The organism is Pseudomonas sp. SAR267 (assembly GCF_052077595.1).
Taxonomy (GTDB): domain Bacteria; phylum Pseudomonadota; class Gammaproteobacteria; order Pseudomonadales; family Pseudomonadaceae; genus Aquipseudomonas; species Aquipseudomonas vlassakiae.
Genome location: NZ_JBQIHU010000001.1, coordinates 1,471,385 through 1,485,484 on the forward strand (window position 1 = coordinate 1,471,385; position 14,100 = coordinate 1,485,484).

Consider the following 14,100-nt stretch of genomic DNA (forward strand, 5'->3'; position numbering starts at 1 on the left):
CAACTTTTAGGGGGCAGTCCAAGTCCTCCACAAGATTCAAATCCTGTGCGATACCTGTGGGAGCGGGCGTGCCCGCGAAGAGGCCGGGCCTGCAAACAGATGCCCAGGATCAATCCCCCTTCTGTCCAACCCGCTATGATTGTTGTATAGCCCCTTAAGCAGAAGGACCGCTGCACATGTCCCCCTTTCTTTCACTGTTCGTGCCGGTATTCCTGTTCCTGATGCTGCTGACCATCGGTTTCAGCATGCGCGAGCGCAATATCGGCGTACTGATGATGTGGATCGGCACCTTGGGCATCTTTGGCCTCACCTGCTGGACGATCCTGGAGAAACTGCCCACATAAACCTCTACACTCGGTCAATCGTTTGACCTGAGGTAGATTTCCCGGTGCCAGCCTTCCTTCGTTGCCTAGCCCTGCTGCTATTCATCTTCCTGTCCCCGGCCCACGCGGCCGGCCTGCCCAGCTTGCTGGGCTCCAGCGCCCCCGCTCAGCCGGAGGCCACCGAGCCGCTGGCCAATTCACTGGACGAGGTGATCAAGAACCTCGAAAACGACCAGCAACGCACCAAGCTGCTGGCCGACCTGAAGAAGCTGCGCGACGCCACCAGGCAATCGCAACCTACCGTCGAACAGGGCGTCCTGGGCCTGATCGGCGGCGCCCTGCACGACTTCGAGAAGCAGTTCAGCGGTGACTCCAGCCCGTTCTACCGCTGGTCGCAGGAAATCGAACAGGCCCAGGCCGAACTGGCCGAACTGATCGTACCGGTGCATCAGTGGCCGGCCATCCTGTTCGGCTTTGCCGCGGTGATCGCGGTGTGGAGCTTGCTGGCCTATGCCTTCAACTGGATTGGCCACCGCGTGCGGGTGCGTTTCGGCCTGACCGAGGAGCTGCCGCAACACCCCCGTACCTGGGACCTGGTGCGCTTCGCCCTGCGCAAGTTGGGGCCGTGGATGGTGGCGCTGATCTTCACTGTGTACCTGAGCTTTGCCCTGCCCCCGTCGCTGGGCAAATCGCTGGCGATGGTGCTGGCCTATGCACTGGTGGTCGGTACCTGTTTCTCGGCCATCTGCGTGATTGCCTTCTCGCTGCTCGACGGCCCCCATCGCCACCGCGCCCTGCACATCCTGCGCCACCAGGCCTTCCGCCCGCTGTGGCTGATCGGCAGCTTCGCCGCCTTTGGCGAGGCCATGAGCGACCCGCGCATGCAGGTCGCACTCGGTACCCACCTGGCCCACGCCCTGGCGACCCTGGCCAATGTCATCGCGGCGCTGTCGTCGGGCCTGTTCATCCTGCGCTTCCGCCGGCCGATCGCCCACCTGATCCGCAACCAGCCCCTGGCCCGGCGCCTGACCCGACGCACCCTGAGCGACACCATCGAGATCCTCGGCAGCTTCTGGTTCGTGCCGGCACTGATCCTGGTCGCCATTTCGCTGTTCGCCACCTTCATTTCCGCCGGTGACACCAGCACTGCCCTGCGCCAGTCATTGATGTGCACCGTGCTGGTGGTGGTATGCATGGTGCTCAACGGGCTGGTCCGCCGCCACGCCGCCAACCCCAAACGCGCCAACAAGCGCCAGGCGGTGTACGCCGAGCGCCTGCGCAATTTTGCCTACCTGCTGGTGCACCTGTTCATCTGGCTGGTATTCATCGAACTGGGCTTGCGCGTATGGGGCCTGTCGATGATCGGCTTCGCCGAGGGCGAAGGCCATGAAGTGAGCCTGCGCCTGCTGGGCCTGGCCGGCACGCTGATTGTCGCCTGGCTGGTATGGATCCTTGCCGACACCGCCGTACACCATGCCCTGGTCCGCTCGCGCCGGGGCCTGGCCAACGCCCGTGCGCAGACCATGATGCCGCTGATCCGCAACGTGATGTTCGTGGTGATCTTCATCATTGCGGTGATAGTCGCCCTGGCCAACATGGGCATGAACGTCACGCCGCTGCTGGCTGGTGCCGGCGTGATCGGCCTGGCCATCGGTTTTGGCGCGCAGTCGCTGGTAGCCGACCTGATCACCGGCCTGTTCATCATCATCGAAGACTCGCTGGCGATCGACGATTATGTCGATGTCGGCGGCCACCTGGGCACGGTCGAGGGCCTGACCATCCGTACCGTACGCCTGCGCGATATCGACGGCATCGTGCACACCATCCCGTTCAGCGAGATCAAGAGCATCAAGAACTACTCACGTGAGTTCGGCTACGCGATCTTCCGCGTCGCCATCCCGCACAGCATGAACATCGACCAGGCCATCACGCTGATCCGCGAAGTGGGGCAGAAACTGCGTAACGACCCGCTGATGCGCCGCAATATCTGGTCGCCGCTGGAGCTGCAGGGGGTGGAGAGTTTCGAGTCAGGCTCGGCGATCCTGCGGGCACGCTTCAAGACCGCGCCGATCAAGCAGTGGGAAGTGTCGCGGGCGTTCAACCTGGCGCTCAAGCGCCAGCTCGATGAAGCCGGGCTGGACCTGGCCACGCCGCGGCTGTCGGTGCAGGTGGTGACTGCCGGAGGTGGCCAAATGGCGGAATCCGGTTCTTCCAGCTAAGTCCCTTTCGCGGGCTCGCCCGCTCCCACAGGGTGCTCACTGGTATTGAAACCTGCGCGTTACCTGTGGGAGCGGGCAAGCCCGCGAAGAATCCAACACCTCAGCCCGCCTGCGCGCGGATGCGAATGGCATCGTGCCGCCAGTATTCAAGGTCACAGTCGATCAGGCGCCCATGCTGGTCGCTGTTGACCCGGGTGATATGCAACCCGGGGCTTCCCGTAGAGACCTTGAGGGCAGCAGCCGCTTCCACCGGCAAGGCGGTCGGCAGGATCTCGAAGCACACCTGCCCGTAGCGGATGCCGTACACCCGCCCGTAGATCTCGGTCAGCGACTGCGCCAGGTCCTGCTCGAGGATCCCGGGAAAATACCTCGGGTTCAGGTAATGCTCGGCGTACAGCACCGCCCGCCCATCGATGCGCCGTAACCGGCATATTCGCACCACGCTGGACAGCGCCGGCAGTTGCAGGCGCGCGCAGATTGCCGCCGAAGCCGGCTGCAGACGCGCCGAGAGCAGCTCGGTGCTGGCCTCCCGCCCCTGGTCCCGCACCATCGCATGAAAGTGGCTACGCTCGATCAGGTCGTAGGTCAGACGTTGCGGTGCGACGAACCAGCCGCGCCGTTCTTCGCGGTAGATCAGGCCCTGGGCTTCCAGCTGCACCAGCGCCTCGCGCAGGGTGATGCGCGTGGTGGCGAACACCTCGCTGAGCTTGCGTTCGGCCGGCAGCTTGCCGCCCGGTGCCAGCAGGCCGTGCTCGATCTGCTCCTGCAGGGCATGGCAGATGGCTGTTACCGCGCGCGGGGGCGTCGACTGCATCAAAAGGTTACCTATCTGGACTAGTCCAGCCCCATAACGAGGCCTCTGGAGAATAGTGCAAGCCTAGGCAGGGCTGATGAACATCCTGTGACAAAGGCCTCGGCCGGGTACTGCCAGAAACGCGCCAGGCCAGCATATCCGGGGCCATCGGGTGGTCTACGCTGTAGCGTCAAGGCCTTGTGCAGGCTTTGCCCTACATCAAACTGTCATGCAAGCGGCCTACCTTGGCTCAAGCTTTGCTGACCTAGACCAACGGTCAGCAAAAACCGCTTCACTCATAACAACGATCGCTAAAGGCACCCACCCAAGGAGCTTCGGATGAAAAAGTTGTTCATGGCGTCACTGCTCGGTTCGGCCATTACCCTGTGCACCTCGGCGATGGCCGCAGGCCCCGACCTCAAAGCCCTGGAAGACGCCGCCCGCAAGGAAGGCAACGTCAACAGCGTGGGCATGCCGGATGCCTGGGCCAACTGGAAGGGCACCTGGGAAGACCTGGCCAGCAAATACGGCCTGAAGCACAGCGACACGGACATGAGTTCGGCCCAGGAAATCGCCAAGTTCGAAGCCGAGAAGGACAACGCCAGCGCCGACATCGGCGACGTCGGTGCCGCCTTCGGCCCGATCGCCGCCAGCAAGGGCGTGACCCAACCCTACAAGCCAAGTACCTGGGACCAGGTGCCGGAGTGGGCCAAGGACAAGGACGGCCATTGGGCGCTGGCCTATACCGGCACCATCGCCTTCATCATCAACAAGGACCTGGTCAAGGAAGGCGATCGCCCGACCACTTGGCACGACCTTGAAAAAGGCAAGTACAAGGTCGCCATCGGTGACGTCAGCACCGCCGCCCAGGCTGCCAATGGCGTGCTGGCTGCGGCCATCGCCTACAAGGGCGATGAAGGCAACCTGGCCCCGGGCCTGCAGTTGTTTACCAAGCTGGCCCAGCAGAAGCGCCTGTCGCTGGCCAACCCGACCATCCAGACCATCGAGAAGGGCGAGGTCGAGGTCGGCGTGGTCTGGGATTTCAACGGCCTGAGCTACCGCGAGCAGATCGACCCCAAGCGTTTCGAAGTGTTGATCCCATCGGACGGTACGGTGATCTCGGGCTACACCACCATCATCAACAAATACGCCAAGCACCCGAACGCGGCCAAGCTTGCACGTGAGTACATCTTCAGCGACGCCGGGCAGATCAACCTGGCCAAGGGCCATGCGCGGCCGATCCGTGCCGAGCACCTGAAACTGCCGGAGGATGTGCAGGCCAAGCTGCTGCCCAACGAGCAATACAAGGCCGCGCAGCCGATCAAGAATGCCGAAGTGTGGGAAGCGACTTCGAAGAAGCTGCCACAGATGTGGCAGGAGCAAGTGATCATCGAGATGGAATAAAGGGCTAGCTTTTGTAGTACCTGATCTGGCCCTTTCGCGGGCACGCCCGCTCCCACAGGGATTGCACATGCCTTGAAAGCTGTGCTGTACCTGTGGGAGCGGACTTGCCCGCGAAGAAGCCAACGCGGATTTGACTGGAGCCACCATGCAACACAACGTCATTCTGGTCCTGCTCGACGGCCTCAACTACCAGGTCGCGCACCATGCCATGGGCCACCTGCACGCCTACGTCGAGGCCGACCGCGCCGCGCTGTACCGTATGGAATGCGAATTGCCGTCGCTGTCACGGCCGCTGTACGAGTGCATTCTCACCGGTGTCGCACCGATCGACAGCGGCATCGTGCACAACAACGTCAACCGCCTGTCCAACCAGCGCAGCGTGTTCCACTACGCCCGCGAAGCCAATCTGGGGACTGCCGCGGCGGCCTATCACTGGATGAGCGAGCTGTACAACCGCTCGCCCTTCGACCCCCAGCGCGACCGCCACACCCACGCGCCGAAGCTGCCGATCCAGCACGGCCTGTTCTACTGGGACGACCGCTATCCCGACTCACACTTGCTGGCCGACGGCGAATACCTGCGCCGCCGCCATGCGCCGAATTTCCTGCTGGTGCATCCGATGAGCATCGACGACGTCGGCCACCGCCATGGCCTGGACAGCAGCCAGTACCGTAATGCCGCGCGCAGCGCCGATATCCTGTTGTCCGACTACCTGCCGCTCTGGCTGGAAGAGGGCTACCAGGTGCTGGTAACCGCCGACCATGGCATGAACAACGACCGCTCGCACAACGGCTTGCTGGCCGAAGAGCGTGAAGTGCCGCTGTTCGTGTTCGGCGACGCCTTCAGCCTCGACCCGGCTGCCAAACCGCTGCAGACCGAACTGTGCGGGACCATCTGCGAGCTGCTCGGGGCGGCGCACGACAAGTCGGTTTGCCGGGAGTTGCTCAAGTGAACCGTGGCCGCTACCTGGCCCTGCTCTGCCTGCTGCCGTTCGCCGTGTTCTTCGTGATCTTCCAGATCGCCCCGCTGGCCTGGGTGGCGATCAACAGCCTGCAATCGGAAGCAGGCTGGGGCATGGACAACTTCAGCAAGGTGTTCGCCTCGAAGTTCTACCTGCAAGCGCTGCAGCGCAGCCTGGAGATCAGCTTCTGGTCGAGCCTGTTCGGTATCGTCATCGCCACCCTCGGCGCCTATTCGCTGCGCCAGGTCGACTCGAAGCTGCGCGACTTCGTCAGCGCCTTCGCCAACATGACCAGCAACTTCGCCGGGGTGCCGCTGGCCTTCGCCTTCATCATCCTGCTCGGCTTCAACGGCGCGCTGACCCTGCTGCTGAAACAGATCGGCCTGCTGGAGGACTTCAGCATCTACTCCAAGAGCGGGCTGATCCTGGTCTACACCTATTTCCAGATCCCGCTTGGCGTACTGCTGCTCTACCCCGCCTTCGACGCCCTGCGCGAAGACTGGCGCGAGTCGGCCGCGCTGCTCGGTGCCAGCCACTGGCAGTTCTGGCGGCATATCGGCCTGCCGGTACTGACCCCGGCGCTGCTCGGCACCTTCGTCATCCTGCTGGCCAACGCCCTCGGCGCCTACGCCACCGTGTACGCCCTGACCACCGGCAACTTCAACGTACTGCCGATCCGCATCGCCGGCCTGGTGGCTGGTGATATCAGCCTCGACCCGAACCTGGCCAGCGCCCTGGCGATGGTGCTGGTGGGGCTGATGACGCTGGTGACGGTGGTTCATCAATGGCTGCTCAAGAGGAGCTACCATGCGCGCTGAAAAAACCTCCGCCGGGCTCTACCATCGGCTGGTGGCGTACCTGCTGTTCCTGATCCTGCTGCTACCGCTGGCCGGCACCCTGCTCTACTCGTTGGCCACCAGCTGGTCGGCAAGCCTGCTGCCCAGCGGCCTGACTTTCAAGTGGTATGTCGCGCTGTGGAGCGAGCCACGCTTCCTGGCCGCGTTCGGCCAGTCGCTGCTGGTGTGCGTGGGCGCGTTGCTGCTGTCGGTGGTGCTGATCCTGCCGCTGCTGTTCGTGGTGCACTACCACTTCCCGAAACTCGACGCACTGATGAACATCCTTATCCTGCTGCCCTTTGCGGTACCGCCGGTGGTGTCCTCGGTGGGCCTGCTGCAGCTCTACGGCAGCGGCCCACTGGCGATGGTCGGCACGCCGTGGATCCTGATCGGCTGCTACTTCACCATCGCCTTGCCGTTCATGTACCGGGCAATCACCAACAACCTGCAGGCAATCAACCTGCGCGACCTGATGGACGCCGCCCAACTGCTCGGCGCCAGCACCTGCCAGGCCGCCCTGCTGGTGGTGCTGCCGAACCTGCGCAAAGGCCTGCTGGTGGCGCTGCTGCTGTCGTTCTCGTTCCTGTTCGGCGAATTCGTGTTCGCCAACCTGCTGGTCGGCACTCGCTATGAGACCTTGCAGGTGTACCTGAACAACATGCGCAACAGCAGTGGCCACTTCAACAGCGCGCTGGTGATTTCGTATTTCGCCTTCGTGCTGGTGCTGACGTGGGTCGCCAACCGCCTGAACAAGGACAAAACCTGACATGAGCTTCGTCAGCGTACAGAACCTGCAAAAAAGCTATGCCGGCAGCCCGGTGTTCGAGCACATCGACTGCCAGATCGAACGCGGCGAGTTCGTCACCCTGCTTGGCCCCTCCGGCTGCGGCAAATCCACACTGTTGCGTTGCATCGCCGGGCTGACCCCGGTAGACGGCGGCAAGATCCTCCTCGACGGCCACGACATCGTGCCGCTAAGCCCGCAGAAGCGCGGCATCGGCATGGTGTTCCAGAGCTATGCGCTGTTCCCCAACATGACCGTGGAGCAGAACGTTGCCTTTGGCCTGCGCATGCAGAAGGTCAAGGCCGATGAAAGCCAGCAGCGCGTGCGCGAAGCACTGGAGCTGGTGGAGCTGGGCAGCTTCGCCGGGCGTTACCCGCATCAACTGTCCGGTGGCCAGTGTCAGCGTGTGGCCCTGGCCCGTTCGCTGGTCACTCGCCCGCGCCTGCTGCTGCTCGACGAACCCTTGTCGGCGCTGGATGCGCGCATTCGCAAACACCTGCGTGAGCAGATCCGCACGATCCAGCGCGAACTGGGGCTGACCACCATCTTCGTCACTCACGATCAGGAGGAGGCGCTGACGATGTCTGACCGCATTTTCCTGATGAACCAGGGGCGCATCGTCCAGAGCGGCGATGCCGAAACCCTCTACACCGCGCCGGTGGACCTGTTCGCCGCCGGTTTCATCGGCAACTACAACCTGCTCGACGCCGACAGCGCCAGCCGCCTGCTGCAACGGCCGGTGGCCGGTCGCCTGGCAATCCGGCCCGAATCGATAACCCTGGGCCTGGACGGTGAACTGGACGCCGAGGTGCGCAGTCACAGCCTGCTCGGCAACGTCATCCGCTACCGGGTATACGTGCGTGAGGTGGAACTGGTGGTCGACGTGCTCAACCGCTCGCCACAGGACCTGCATGCAGACGGCCAGCGGGTCTCCCTGTCGATCGACCCCACGGCGTTGCGCGAAGTGGCTTAAGGAGAATCAGCAAGATGGCACTGGCAATTTTCGATCTGGACGAAACCCTGATCCACGGCGACTGTGCGTCGCTGTGGAGCGAACAGATGGCCCGGCTGGGCTGGGTCGACAGCAAGGCGTTCCTGCGCCGCGACCATGAACTGATGGAGGCCTACGGCAAGGGCCACCTGCGCATGGAAGACTACATGGCCTTCAGCCTGGAGCCGATTGCCGGGCGCACGCTGGAAGAGGTGAAGCACTTGGTGGAGCCGTGGGTCGAGGAGGTGATCGAGCCGATCATCTACGGCGACGCCTGCCGCTGCATTGCCGAGCACCGCCAGCGAGGCGACCGGGTCCTGATCATTTCCGCCTCAGGCACGCACCTGGTGGGGCCGATTGCGGCGCGGCTGGGGGTTGATGAGTACCTGGCGATCGAACTGGAGGCAGTCAACGGGGTGTATACCGGCAACACCCATGGGGTGTTGACCTACCGCGAGGGCAAGATCACCCGGTTGCTTGAATGGCTGGATCAGGAGCAGGAGAACCTAGAAGGGGCGAGTTTCTATTCCGATTCGCGCAATGACCTGCCGCTGTTGTTGAAGGTGGATCATCCGCATGTGGTGAACCCGGATGCGGTATTGCGCGAGCATGCCGAGAAGAATGGCTGGCCAATCCTGAGCTGGTCCTGAAGATTACTGTGGACCTCTTCGCGGGCACGCCCGCTCCCCCAGGCACCCCACAGTTTTCGGACTTGTGGTGATCCCTGTGGGAGCGGGCGTGCCCGCGAAAAGGCCTGGCCTGCTTACGCCAGGCTCGGGTCGATGACCATCACCAGCTTGCCGGACACCTGGTTGCTCTCAAGCTCGGCATAAGCCGCCTGGGCAAACTCCACCGGGTAGGTATCGACCAGTTGCGGCGACAGGCGCCCTTCGGCAAACAGCGGCCACACCTGCTGCTGCAATTCACGCAGCAGCTCGGCCTTGAAGCCATCATCGCGGTTGCGCAGGGTCGAGCCGGTGATCTCCAGGCGTTTGCCCAGCACCTGTGCCAGGTCCAGCTCGAACGTGCGCCCGCCCATCAGGCCAATGATCACCCAACGCCCGTCACGCGCCAGCAGCTTGAGGTTCAGCTCACCGTAGCTGGCACCCACCGGGTCCAGAATCACGTCGAACGGCCCAATGCCTTCCAGCGCGTCGAGGTTCTGGTTGCGCACCACGCCACCCGCTGCGCCCAGCGCCTCACAGTAGTCCAGGCGGTCCTGGGAACCGACACTGACCCAGATCGGGCTGCCAAAGGCCTTGCACAGCTGAATCGCCGCCGAGCCCACACCGCTGGCGCCTGCATGCACCAGCACCTTCTCACCGGCCTTCACCTTGCCCAGCTGGAAGATGTTCAGCCACGCCGTGGCATACACCTCCGGCAGTGCCGCCGCTTCATGCAGGCTCAGGCCCTCTGGCACCGGCAACACATGGCGCGCATCGACCACCACTTCTTGCGCCATGGCACCGCTGGCCAGCAGCGCGCAGACGCGGTCGCCCACCCGCCAGTCAGCGCCGGCACCGACCTCCTCGATCACCCCGGCGCACTCCAGGCCCATGTATGGGCTCGCGCCTGGCGGCGGTGGATACAGCCCTTTCATCTGCAACAGATCGGCGCGGTTCAGCCCCGCTGCAGCCACACGAATGCGCACTTGGCCCGCGTCACAGGCCGGGCGTTCGGCCTCGACCCAGGCCACATGTCCGTCAACGCCTTGCAATGCCTTCACAGTGCCTCCATAGTTGATTCACAGACTGAGCCTGAGGAGCCCGCTCCTCAGGCTTTTTTGCAGTATTTGCCCGGCTCTGATGGAACCGGCGAACGGATAAGACGGCCTACTATGCGTGATCAATTGCCTCCACGTCGAATCAGCATGAAGCATTTCCTTCCCAGCACCGCCCTGGCCCTGATGGTTGGCCTGGGCAGCCTCACGCTCGGCGGCAATGCGGCGGCCGCCAACAAGTGGGACAGCCTGCAGCCGGACCGCGACGAAATCGTCGCCAGCCTCAATGTGGTGGAGCTGCTCAAGCGTCACCACTACAGCAAGCCGCCGCTCGATGACGCCCGCTCGGTGATCATCTACGACAGCTATATCAAGCTGCTCGACCCGGCCCGCAGCTACTTCACCGCAGCCGACATCGCTGAATTCGACAAGTGGAAGACGCAGTTCGACGACTTCCTCAAGAGCGGCAACCTCGACCCCGGCTTCACCATCTACAAGCGCTACCTCGACCGCGTCAAGCAGCGCCTGGACTTCGCCCTGGCCGAGCTGGCCAAGGGCGTCGACAAGATCGACTTCACCACCCGCGAAACCTTGCTGATCGACCGCAAGGATGCCCCGTGGGAGAAGGACCAGGCCGCGCTCGACGAGCTGTGGCGCAAACGCGTCAAGGACGAGGTGCTACGCCAGAAGATCGCCGGCAAAGAGCCGAAGCAGATCCAGGAAACCCTGACCAAGCGCTACAAGAACCAGCTGGCGCGCCTTGACCAGACCCGGGCCGAAGACATTTTCCAGGCCTACATCAATACCTTCGCCCAGTCCTACGACCCGCACACCAACTACCTGTCGCCAGACAACGCCGAGAACTTCGACATCAACATGAGCCTGTCGCTCGAAGGCATCGGCGCGGTGCTGCAGAGCGACAACGACCAGGTCAAGATCGTACGCCTGGTGCCGGCAGGCCCGGCCGCCAAGACCAAGCAGGTGGCACCGGCCGACAAGATCATCGGCGTCGCCCAGGGCAACAAGGAGATGGTCGACGTGGTCGGCTGGCGCCTGGACGAAGTGGTCAAGCTGATCCGTGGCCCGAAAGGCTCGGTGGTGCGCCTGGAAGTCATCCCGGCCAGCAATGCGCCAAGCGACCAGACCAGCAAGATCGTCTCGATCACCCGCGAAGCGGTGAAGCTCGAAGAACAGGCTGCGAAGAAGTCGGTGCTCAAGCTCAAGCAGGACGGGCGTGAGTACAAACTCGGCATCATCGAGATCCCGGCCTTCTACCTGGACTTCAAGGCTTACCGCGCCGGTGACCCAGAGTACAAGAGCACCACGCGCGACGTGAAGAAACTGCTCACCGAGCTGCAGAAGGAGAAAGTCGACGGCGTGGTGATCGACCTGCGCAACAACGGCGGCGGCTCCCTGCAGGAAGCCACCGAGCTGACCAGCCTGTTCATCGAGAAAGGCCCGACCGTGCTGGTCCGCAACAGCGACGGCCGCGTCGATGTGCTCGAGGATGAAAACCCGGGCGCCTTCTACAAAGGCCCGATGGCGCTGCTGGTCAACCGCCTGTCAGCCTCGGCCTCGGAGATCTTCGCCGGCGCCATGCAGGACTACCACCGTGCGCTGATCATCGGTGGCCAGACCTTCGGCAAAGGCACCGTGCAGACCATCCAGCCTCTCAACCATGGCGAGCTGAAGCTGACCCTGGCCAAGTTCTACCGCGTTTCCGGGCAGAGCACCCAGCATCAGGGCGTGCTCCCGGACATCGACTACCCATCGATCATCGACACCAAGGAAATCGGCGAGAGCGCCCTGCCGGAAGCGATGCCGTGGGACACCATCCGCCCGGTGGTCAAGCCCGCAGTCGACCCATTCAAGCCGTTCCTGGCCGACCTCAAGGCCAAACATGACGCTCGCAGCGCCAAGGACGCCGAGTTCACCTACATCCGTGACCGCCTGGCCCTGACCCAGAAGCTGATGGACGAGAAGACCGTCAGCCTCAACGAGCAAGAACGACGTGCCCGCCACGATGAGGTCGAAGCCAAGCAGCTGGCCATGGAGAACATTCGTCGCAAGGCCAAGGGCGAGGAGCCACTCAAGGAGCTGAAGAAAGTCGACGAGGACGCCCTGCCGGAAGAGGATGACAAGACCAAGCCGGAAGATGATGCGTACCTGGCCGAGACCGGTCGCATCCTTATCGACTACCTGAGCGAAAGCACCAAGATGGCCAAGAAGTAACCGACCAATGATGGCAGATTAATGTGATCCGTCATCAAACAGTCATGGCACTTTCGTGAAATAGAGGGGCCGGGCATGCAAATGCCCGGCCCTTTCATTTTCAGGATACCGTCATGACCATCGCCGAACAGCTCAGTGCATTGAGTGTAATTCTGGCTCAGCGCAGCATTCACAGCTTGTTCCAACCGATCGTCTGCCTCGGCGAACGGCGGGTCTTCGGCCATGAAGCATTGAGCCGTGGCCCCTCCAACAGCCCGCTGCATTCGCCCTTGAACCTGTTCGCCATCGCCCGCCAGGCCGGTCGACTGACCGAACTGGAGGCCGCGTGCCGTGAAAGTGCGTGCCGACGCTTCAGCGAACAGGGGCTCGACGGCAAGCTGTTTCTGAACATCTCGCCCGAATCGCTGCTGGAACCGCACTATCCTTCCGGGCGCACCCTCAAGCTCCTCGAACAAGTGGGGTTGCCGCCCAGTCGGGTGGTGATCGAGCTTACCGAGCAGACCCCTGCCGACGATTTCCAGCTGTTGTCCAACGCCTTGCACCATTATCGCGACATGGGCTTTTCCATCGCCCTGGACGACCTCGGCGCCGGTTATTCGAGCCTGCGCCTGTGGTCGGAGCTGCGTCCCGAGTACGTGAAGATCGACCGCCACTTCATCGATGGCATCCACCGCGACCCGCTCAAGCGCGAATTCGTCGGCTCCATCCTGCAGATTGCCAGGGCCTCGAAGGCGCAAGTGATCGCCGAAGGGATCGAGTTGCCGGAAGAGCTGGCGGTATTGACCGAGATGGGCGTGGACCTGGTACAGGGGTACCTGATGGGACGGCCGCAGGATATGGGGGTGCGAGAAGATCAGCTAATGGCTCAAGTGCTGCCGGCGGCCTTGGTCGAACAGCCAACGGTGGGGCTGAATGCCACGCTTGGCCAGGTCATGGATTTGTTTGGCCGCTATGGTGACCTGAAGGAACTGGATGTACGGGATGCCGATGGCAACCCTTGCGGCGTGATCCATCGAGATGCTCTGTCTGTGCTGGCGTCTTCGCGGCGGTTCGACGTCTCGCAGAGGCCAGCACAGGGAGCCCACACTGTTCAGGCATGCTCGGGATAACTGTACTCAAACACCCGAACGACCTCGGAGGCATGCCAGGACGCCGCCTCCATGCCATCCACAGGCCCCGCGAAACGCCCCAGGCGCTCCACACACTCGAAGAAGCCGGTTCGCGGCAGACGGCTGGCACCCTGGCTGATCACCAGCGAGCTGCGCAAGGGCTGCTCAGCACGGGCATCGAGCACCGCCAGGTATTCCAGCGCAGCGGTGAGGGTCTGCATGGCCGGGCTGGGCAATTGCAGGCGCTCGATCAGTGCACGGTAGGTGAGCAGATGGCGTTGACGGCGGGCCAGGTCAAGCTCGTCCAGCAGGCTCTGCCATTGCTGTCGGCTGATCCTGACCTGGCTCATGACGGCTCGCTCCAGCCGGCTACCCCCAGATGCCAGGCCAGGGCGCGGCGGATCGCGGCATCCGGCTGGCGCTCACCCGATTCGATCATGGCCAGGTAAGCCGGGCTGACCCCGACATTACGCGCCAGTTGCTCAGGGGCGATGCCTTTGGCCTGGCGCAGTTGCGCCACTTCGCTGAACGCTGGCAGGCTGGCTGCAGGCGCGCTTTGCTGCGCTGATTCGGCAACCGCCTCGGCGGGCGCTTCCCCGGCTGCCTTGAGCAAGGCCTGGTACTGCTCCCAGGGCACGACGGCATACTCGGGTTGACCGTCCCGGCTAATAACCTGAATACCCATTACAACCCCCTTACGTAAGGATTACCGCATGTAATCCGTAGGC

Annotated in this window: 14 protein-coding genes; 10 read left to right on the forward strand and 4 right to left on the reverse strand. The window is 63.2% G+C overall.

Annotated features, from left to right (window positions below; translation table 11 throughout):
* Window positions 1-176 precede the first annotated feature (176 nt).
* Both ACTORR_RS07175 and ACTORR_RS07180 read left to right on the forward strand, forming a co-directional pair.
* Window positions 177-344 (forward strand): hypothetical protein, encoded by a 168-nt coding sequence (locus ACTORR_RS07175; RefSeq protein ID WP_165837385.1) that lies wholly within the window; start codon window positions 177-179, stop codon window positions 342-344.
* Between the two features lie 44 nt (window positions 345-388).
* Complete coding sequence (locus tag ACTORR_RS07180) at window positions 389-2,542, forward strand: mechanosensitive ion channel family protein (RefSeq protein ID WP_054886420.1); 2,154 nt, start codon at window positions 389-391, stop codon at window positions 2,540-2,542.
* Between the two features lie 100 nt (window positions 2,543-2,642).
* Here the strand turns inward: ACTORR_RS07180 and ACTORR_RS07185 are convergent, their stop codons facing one another.
* Window positions 2,643-3,356, reverse strand: coding sequence for a UTRA domain-containing protein (locus ACTORR_RS07185; RefSeq protein ID WP_054886421.1), 714 nt, complete (start codon window positions 3,354-3,356; stop codon window positions 2,643-2,645).
* 318 nt (window positions 3,357-3,674) lie between these two features.
* Between ACTORR_RS07185 and ACTORR_RS07190 the strand changes: the two genes are divergently transcribed.
* The 6 genes from ACTORR_RS07190 to ACTORR_RS07215 all read left to right on the forward strand — a co-directional run bounded on the left by ACTORR_RS07190 (window position 3,675) and on the right by ACTORR_RS07215 (window position 8,961).
* Window positions 3,675-4,739, forward strand: a complete 1,065-nt coding sequence (locus tag ACTORR_RS07190) for an ABC transporter substrate-binding protein (protein ID WP_054886422.1) — start codon at window positions 3,675-3,677, stop codon at window positions 4,737-4,739.
* Between the two features lie 145 nt (window positions 4,740-4,884).
* Window positions 4,885-5,691 (forward strand): alkaline phosphatase family protein, encoded by an 807-nt coding sequence (locus ACTORR_RS07195; RefSeq protein ID WP_054886423.1) that lies wholly within the window; start codon window positions 4,885-4,887, stop codon window positions 5,689-5,691.
* Window positions 5,688-6,518 (forward strand): ABC transporter permease, encoded by an 831-nt coding sequence (locus tag ACTORR_RS07200; protein ID WP_054886424.1) that lies wholly within the window; start codon window positions 5,688-5,690, stop codon window positions 6,516-6,518. Before ACTORR_RS07195 ends, ACTORR_RS07200 begins: the two co-directional genes overlap by 4 nt.
* Entirely contained in the window at window positions 6,508-7,302 is a 795-nt protein-coding gene (locus ACTORR_RS07205) for an ABC transporter permease (RefSeq protein WP_313365184.1), read from the forward strand. The genes ACTORR_RS07200 and ACTORR_RS07205 overlap by 11 nt, the downstream gene beginning before the upstream one ends.
* Window position 7,303: 1 nt before the next feature.
* The gene (locus ACTORR_RS07210) at window positions 7,304-8,293 is read left to right on the forward strand and encodes an ABC transporter ATP-binding protein (RefSeq protein WP_054886426.1); all 990 of its coding nucleotides are present in this window, start codon (window positions 7,304-7,306) and stop codon (window positions 8,291-8,293) included.
* Window positions 8,294-8,307: 14 nt separating this feature from the next.
* Window positions 8,308-8,961, forward strand: coding sequence for an HAD family hydrolase (locus ACTORR_RS07215; protein WP_313365185.1), 654 nt, complete (start codon window positions 8,308-8,310; stop codon window positions 8,959-8,961).
* Between the two features lie 113 nt (window positions 8,962-9,074).
* Here the strand turns inward: ACTORR_RS07215 and ACTORR_RS07220 are convergent, their stop codons facing one another.
* Window positions 9,075-10,037: an NAD(P)H-quinone oxidoreductase gene (locus ACTORR_RS07220; RefSeq protein ID WP_054886428.1), complete on the reverse strand. Its 963-nt coding sequence runs from the start codon at window positions 10,035-10,037 to the stop codon at window positions 9,075-9,077.
* A 144-nt stretch (window positions 10,038-10,181) separates the two neighbouring features.
* Here ACTORR_RS07220 and ACTORR_RS07225 point away from each other — a divergent pair, with 144 nt between their 5' ends.
* The gene (locus tag ACTORR_RS07225) at window positions 10,182-12,263 is read left to right on the forward strand and encodes a carboxy terminal-processing peptidase (protein WP_441343601.1); all 2,082 of its coding nucleotides are present in this window, start codon (window positions 10,182-10,184) and stop codon (window positions 12,261-12,263) included.
* Between the two features lie 113 nt (window positions 12,264-12,376).
* Window positions 12,377-13,372 carry an EAL domain-containing protein gene (locus tag ACTORR_RS07230; protein WP_313365187.1) on the forward strand — a complete coding sequence of 332 codons (996 nt, stop codon included), beginning with the start codon at window positions 12,377-12,379 and terminating at the stop codon, window positions 13,370-13,372.
* Here ACTORR_RS07230 and ACTORR_RS07235 read toward each other — a convergent pair.
* Window positions 13,354-13,722 carry a hypothetical protein gene (locus tag ACTORR_RS07235; protein WP_054886431.1) on the reverse strand — a complete coding sequence of 123 codons (369 nt, stop codon included), beginning with the start codon at window positions 13,720-13,722 and terminating at the stop codon, window positions 13,354-13,356. The two genes, ACTORR_RS07230 and ACTORR_RS07235, sit on opposite strands and share 19 nt — an antisense overlap.
* The gene (locus tag ACTORR_RS07240) at window positions 13,719-14,057 is read right to left on the reverse strand and encodes a helix-turn-helix domain-containing protein (protein WP_054886432.1); all 339 of its coding nucleotides are present in this window, start codon (window positions 14,055-14,057) and stop codon (window positions 13,719-13,721) included. The genes ACTORR_RS07235 and ACTORR_RS07240 overlap by 4 nt, the downstream gene beginning before the upstream one ends.
* Between the last annotated feature and the right edge of the window lie 43 nt (window positions 14,058-14,100).

Coding starts and splice junctions, on each gene's coding strand:
- ACTORR_RS07175 (WP_165837385.1), top strand. CDS start 177: ATGTCCCCCTTTCTTTCACTGTTCGTGCCGGTATTCCTGTTCCTGATG.
- ACTORR_RS07185 (WP_054886421.1), bottom strand. CDS start 3,356: ATGCAGTCGACGCCCCCGCGCGCGGTAACAGCCATCTGCCATGCCCTG.
- ACTORR_RS07190 (WP_054886422.1), top strand. CDS start 3,675: ATGAAAAAGTTGTTCATGGCGTCACTGCTCGGTTCGGCCATTACCCTG.
- ACTORR_RS07195 (WP_054886423.1), top strand. CDS start 4,885: ATGCAACACAACGTCATTCTGGTCCTGCTCGACGGCCTCAACTACCAG.
- ACTORR_RS07205 (WP_313365184.1), top strand. CDS start 6,508: ATGCGCGCTGAAAAAACCTCCGCCGGGCTCTACCATCGGCTGGTGGCG.
- ACTORR_RS07210 (WP_054886426.1), top strand. CDS start 7,304: ATGAGCTTCGTCAGCGTACAGAACCTGCAAAAAAGCTATGCCGGCAGC.
- ACTORR_RS07215 (WP_313365185.1), top strand. CDS start 8,308: ATGGCACTGGCAATTTTCGATCTGGACGAAACCCTGATCCACGGCGAC.
- ACTORR_RS07225 (WP_441343601.1), top strand. CDS start 10,182: ATGAAGCATTTCCTTCCCAGCACCGCCCTGGCCCTGATGGTTGGCCTG.
- ACTORR_RS07230 (WP_313365187.1), top strand. CDS start 12,377: ATGACCATCGCCGAACAGCTCAGTGCATTGAGTGTAATTCTGGCTCAG.
- ACTORR_RS07235 (WP_054886431.1), bottom strand. CDS start 13,722: ATGAGCCAGGTCAGGATCAGCCGACAGCAATGGCAGAGCCTGCTGGAC.
- ACTORR_RS07240 (WP_054886432.1), bottom strand. CDS start 14,057: ATGGGTATTCAGGTTATTAGCCGGGACGGTCAACCCGAGTATGCCGTC.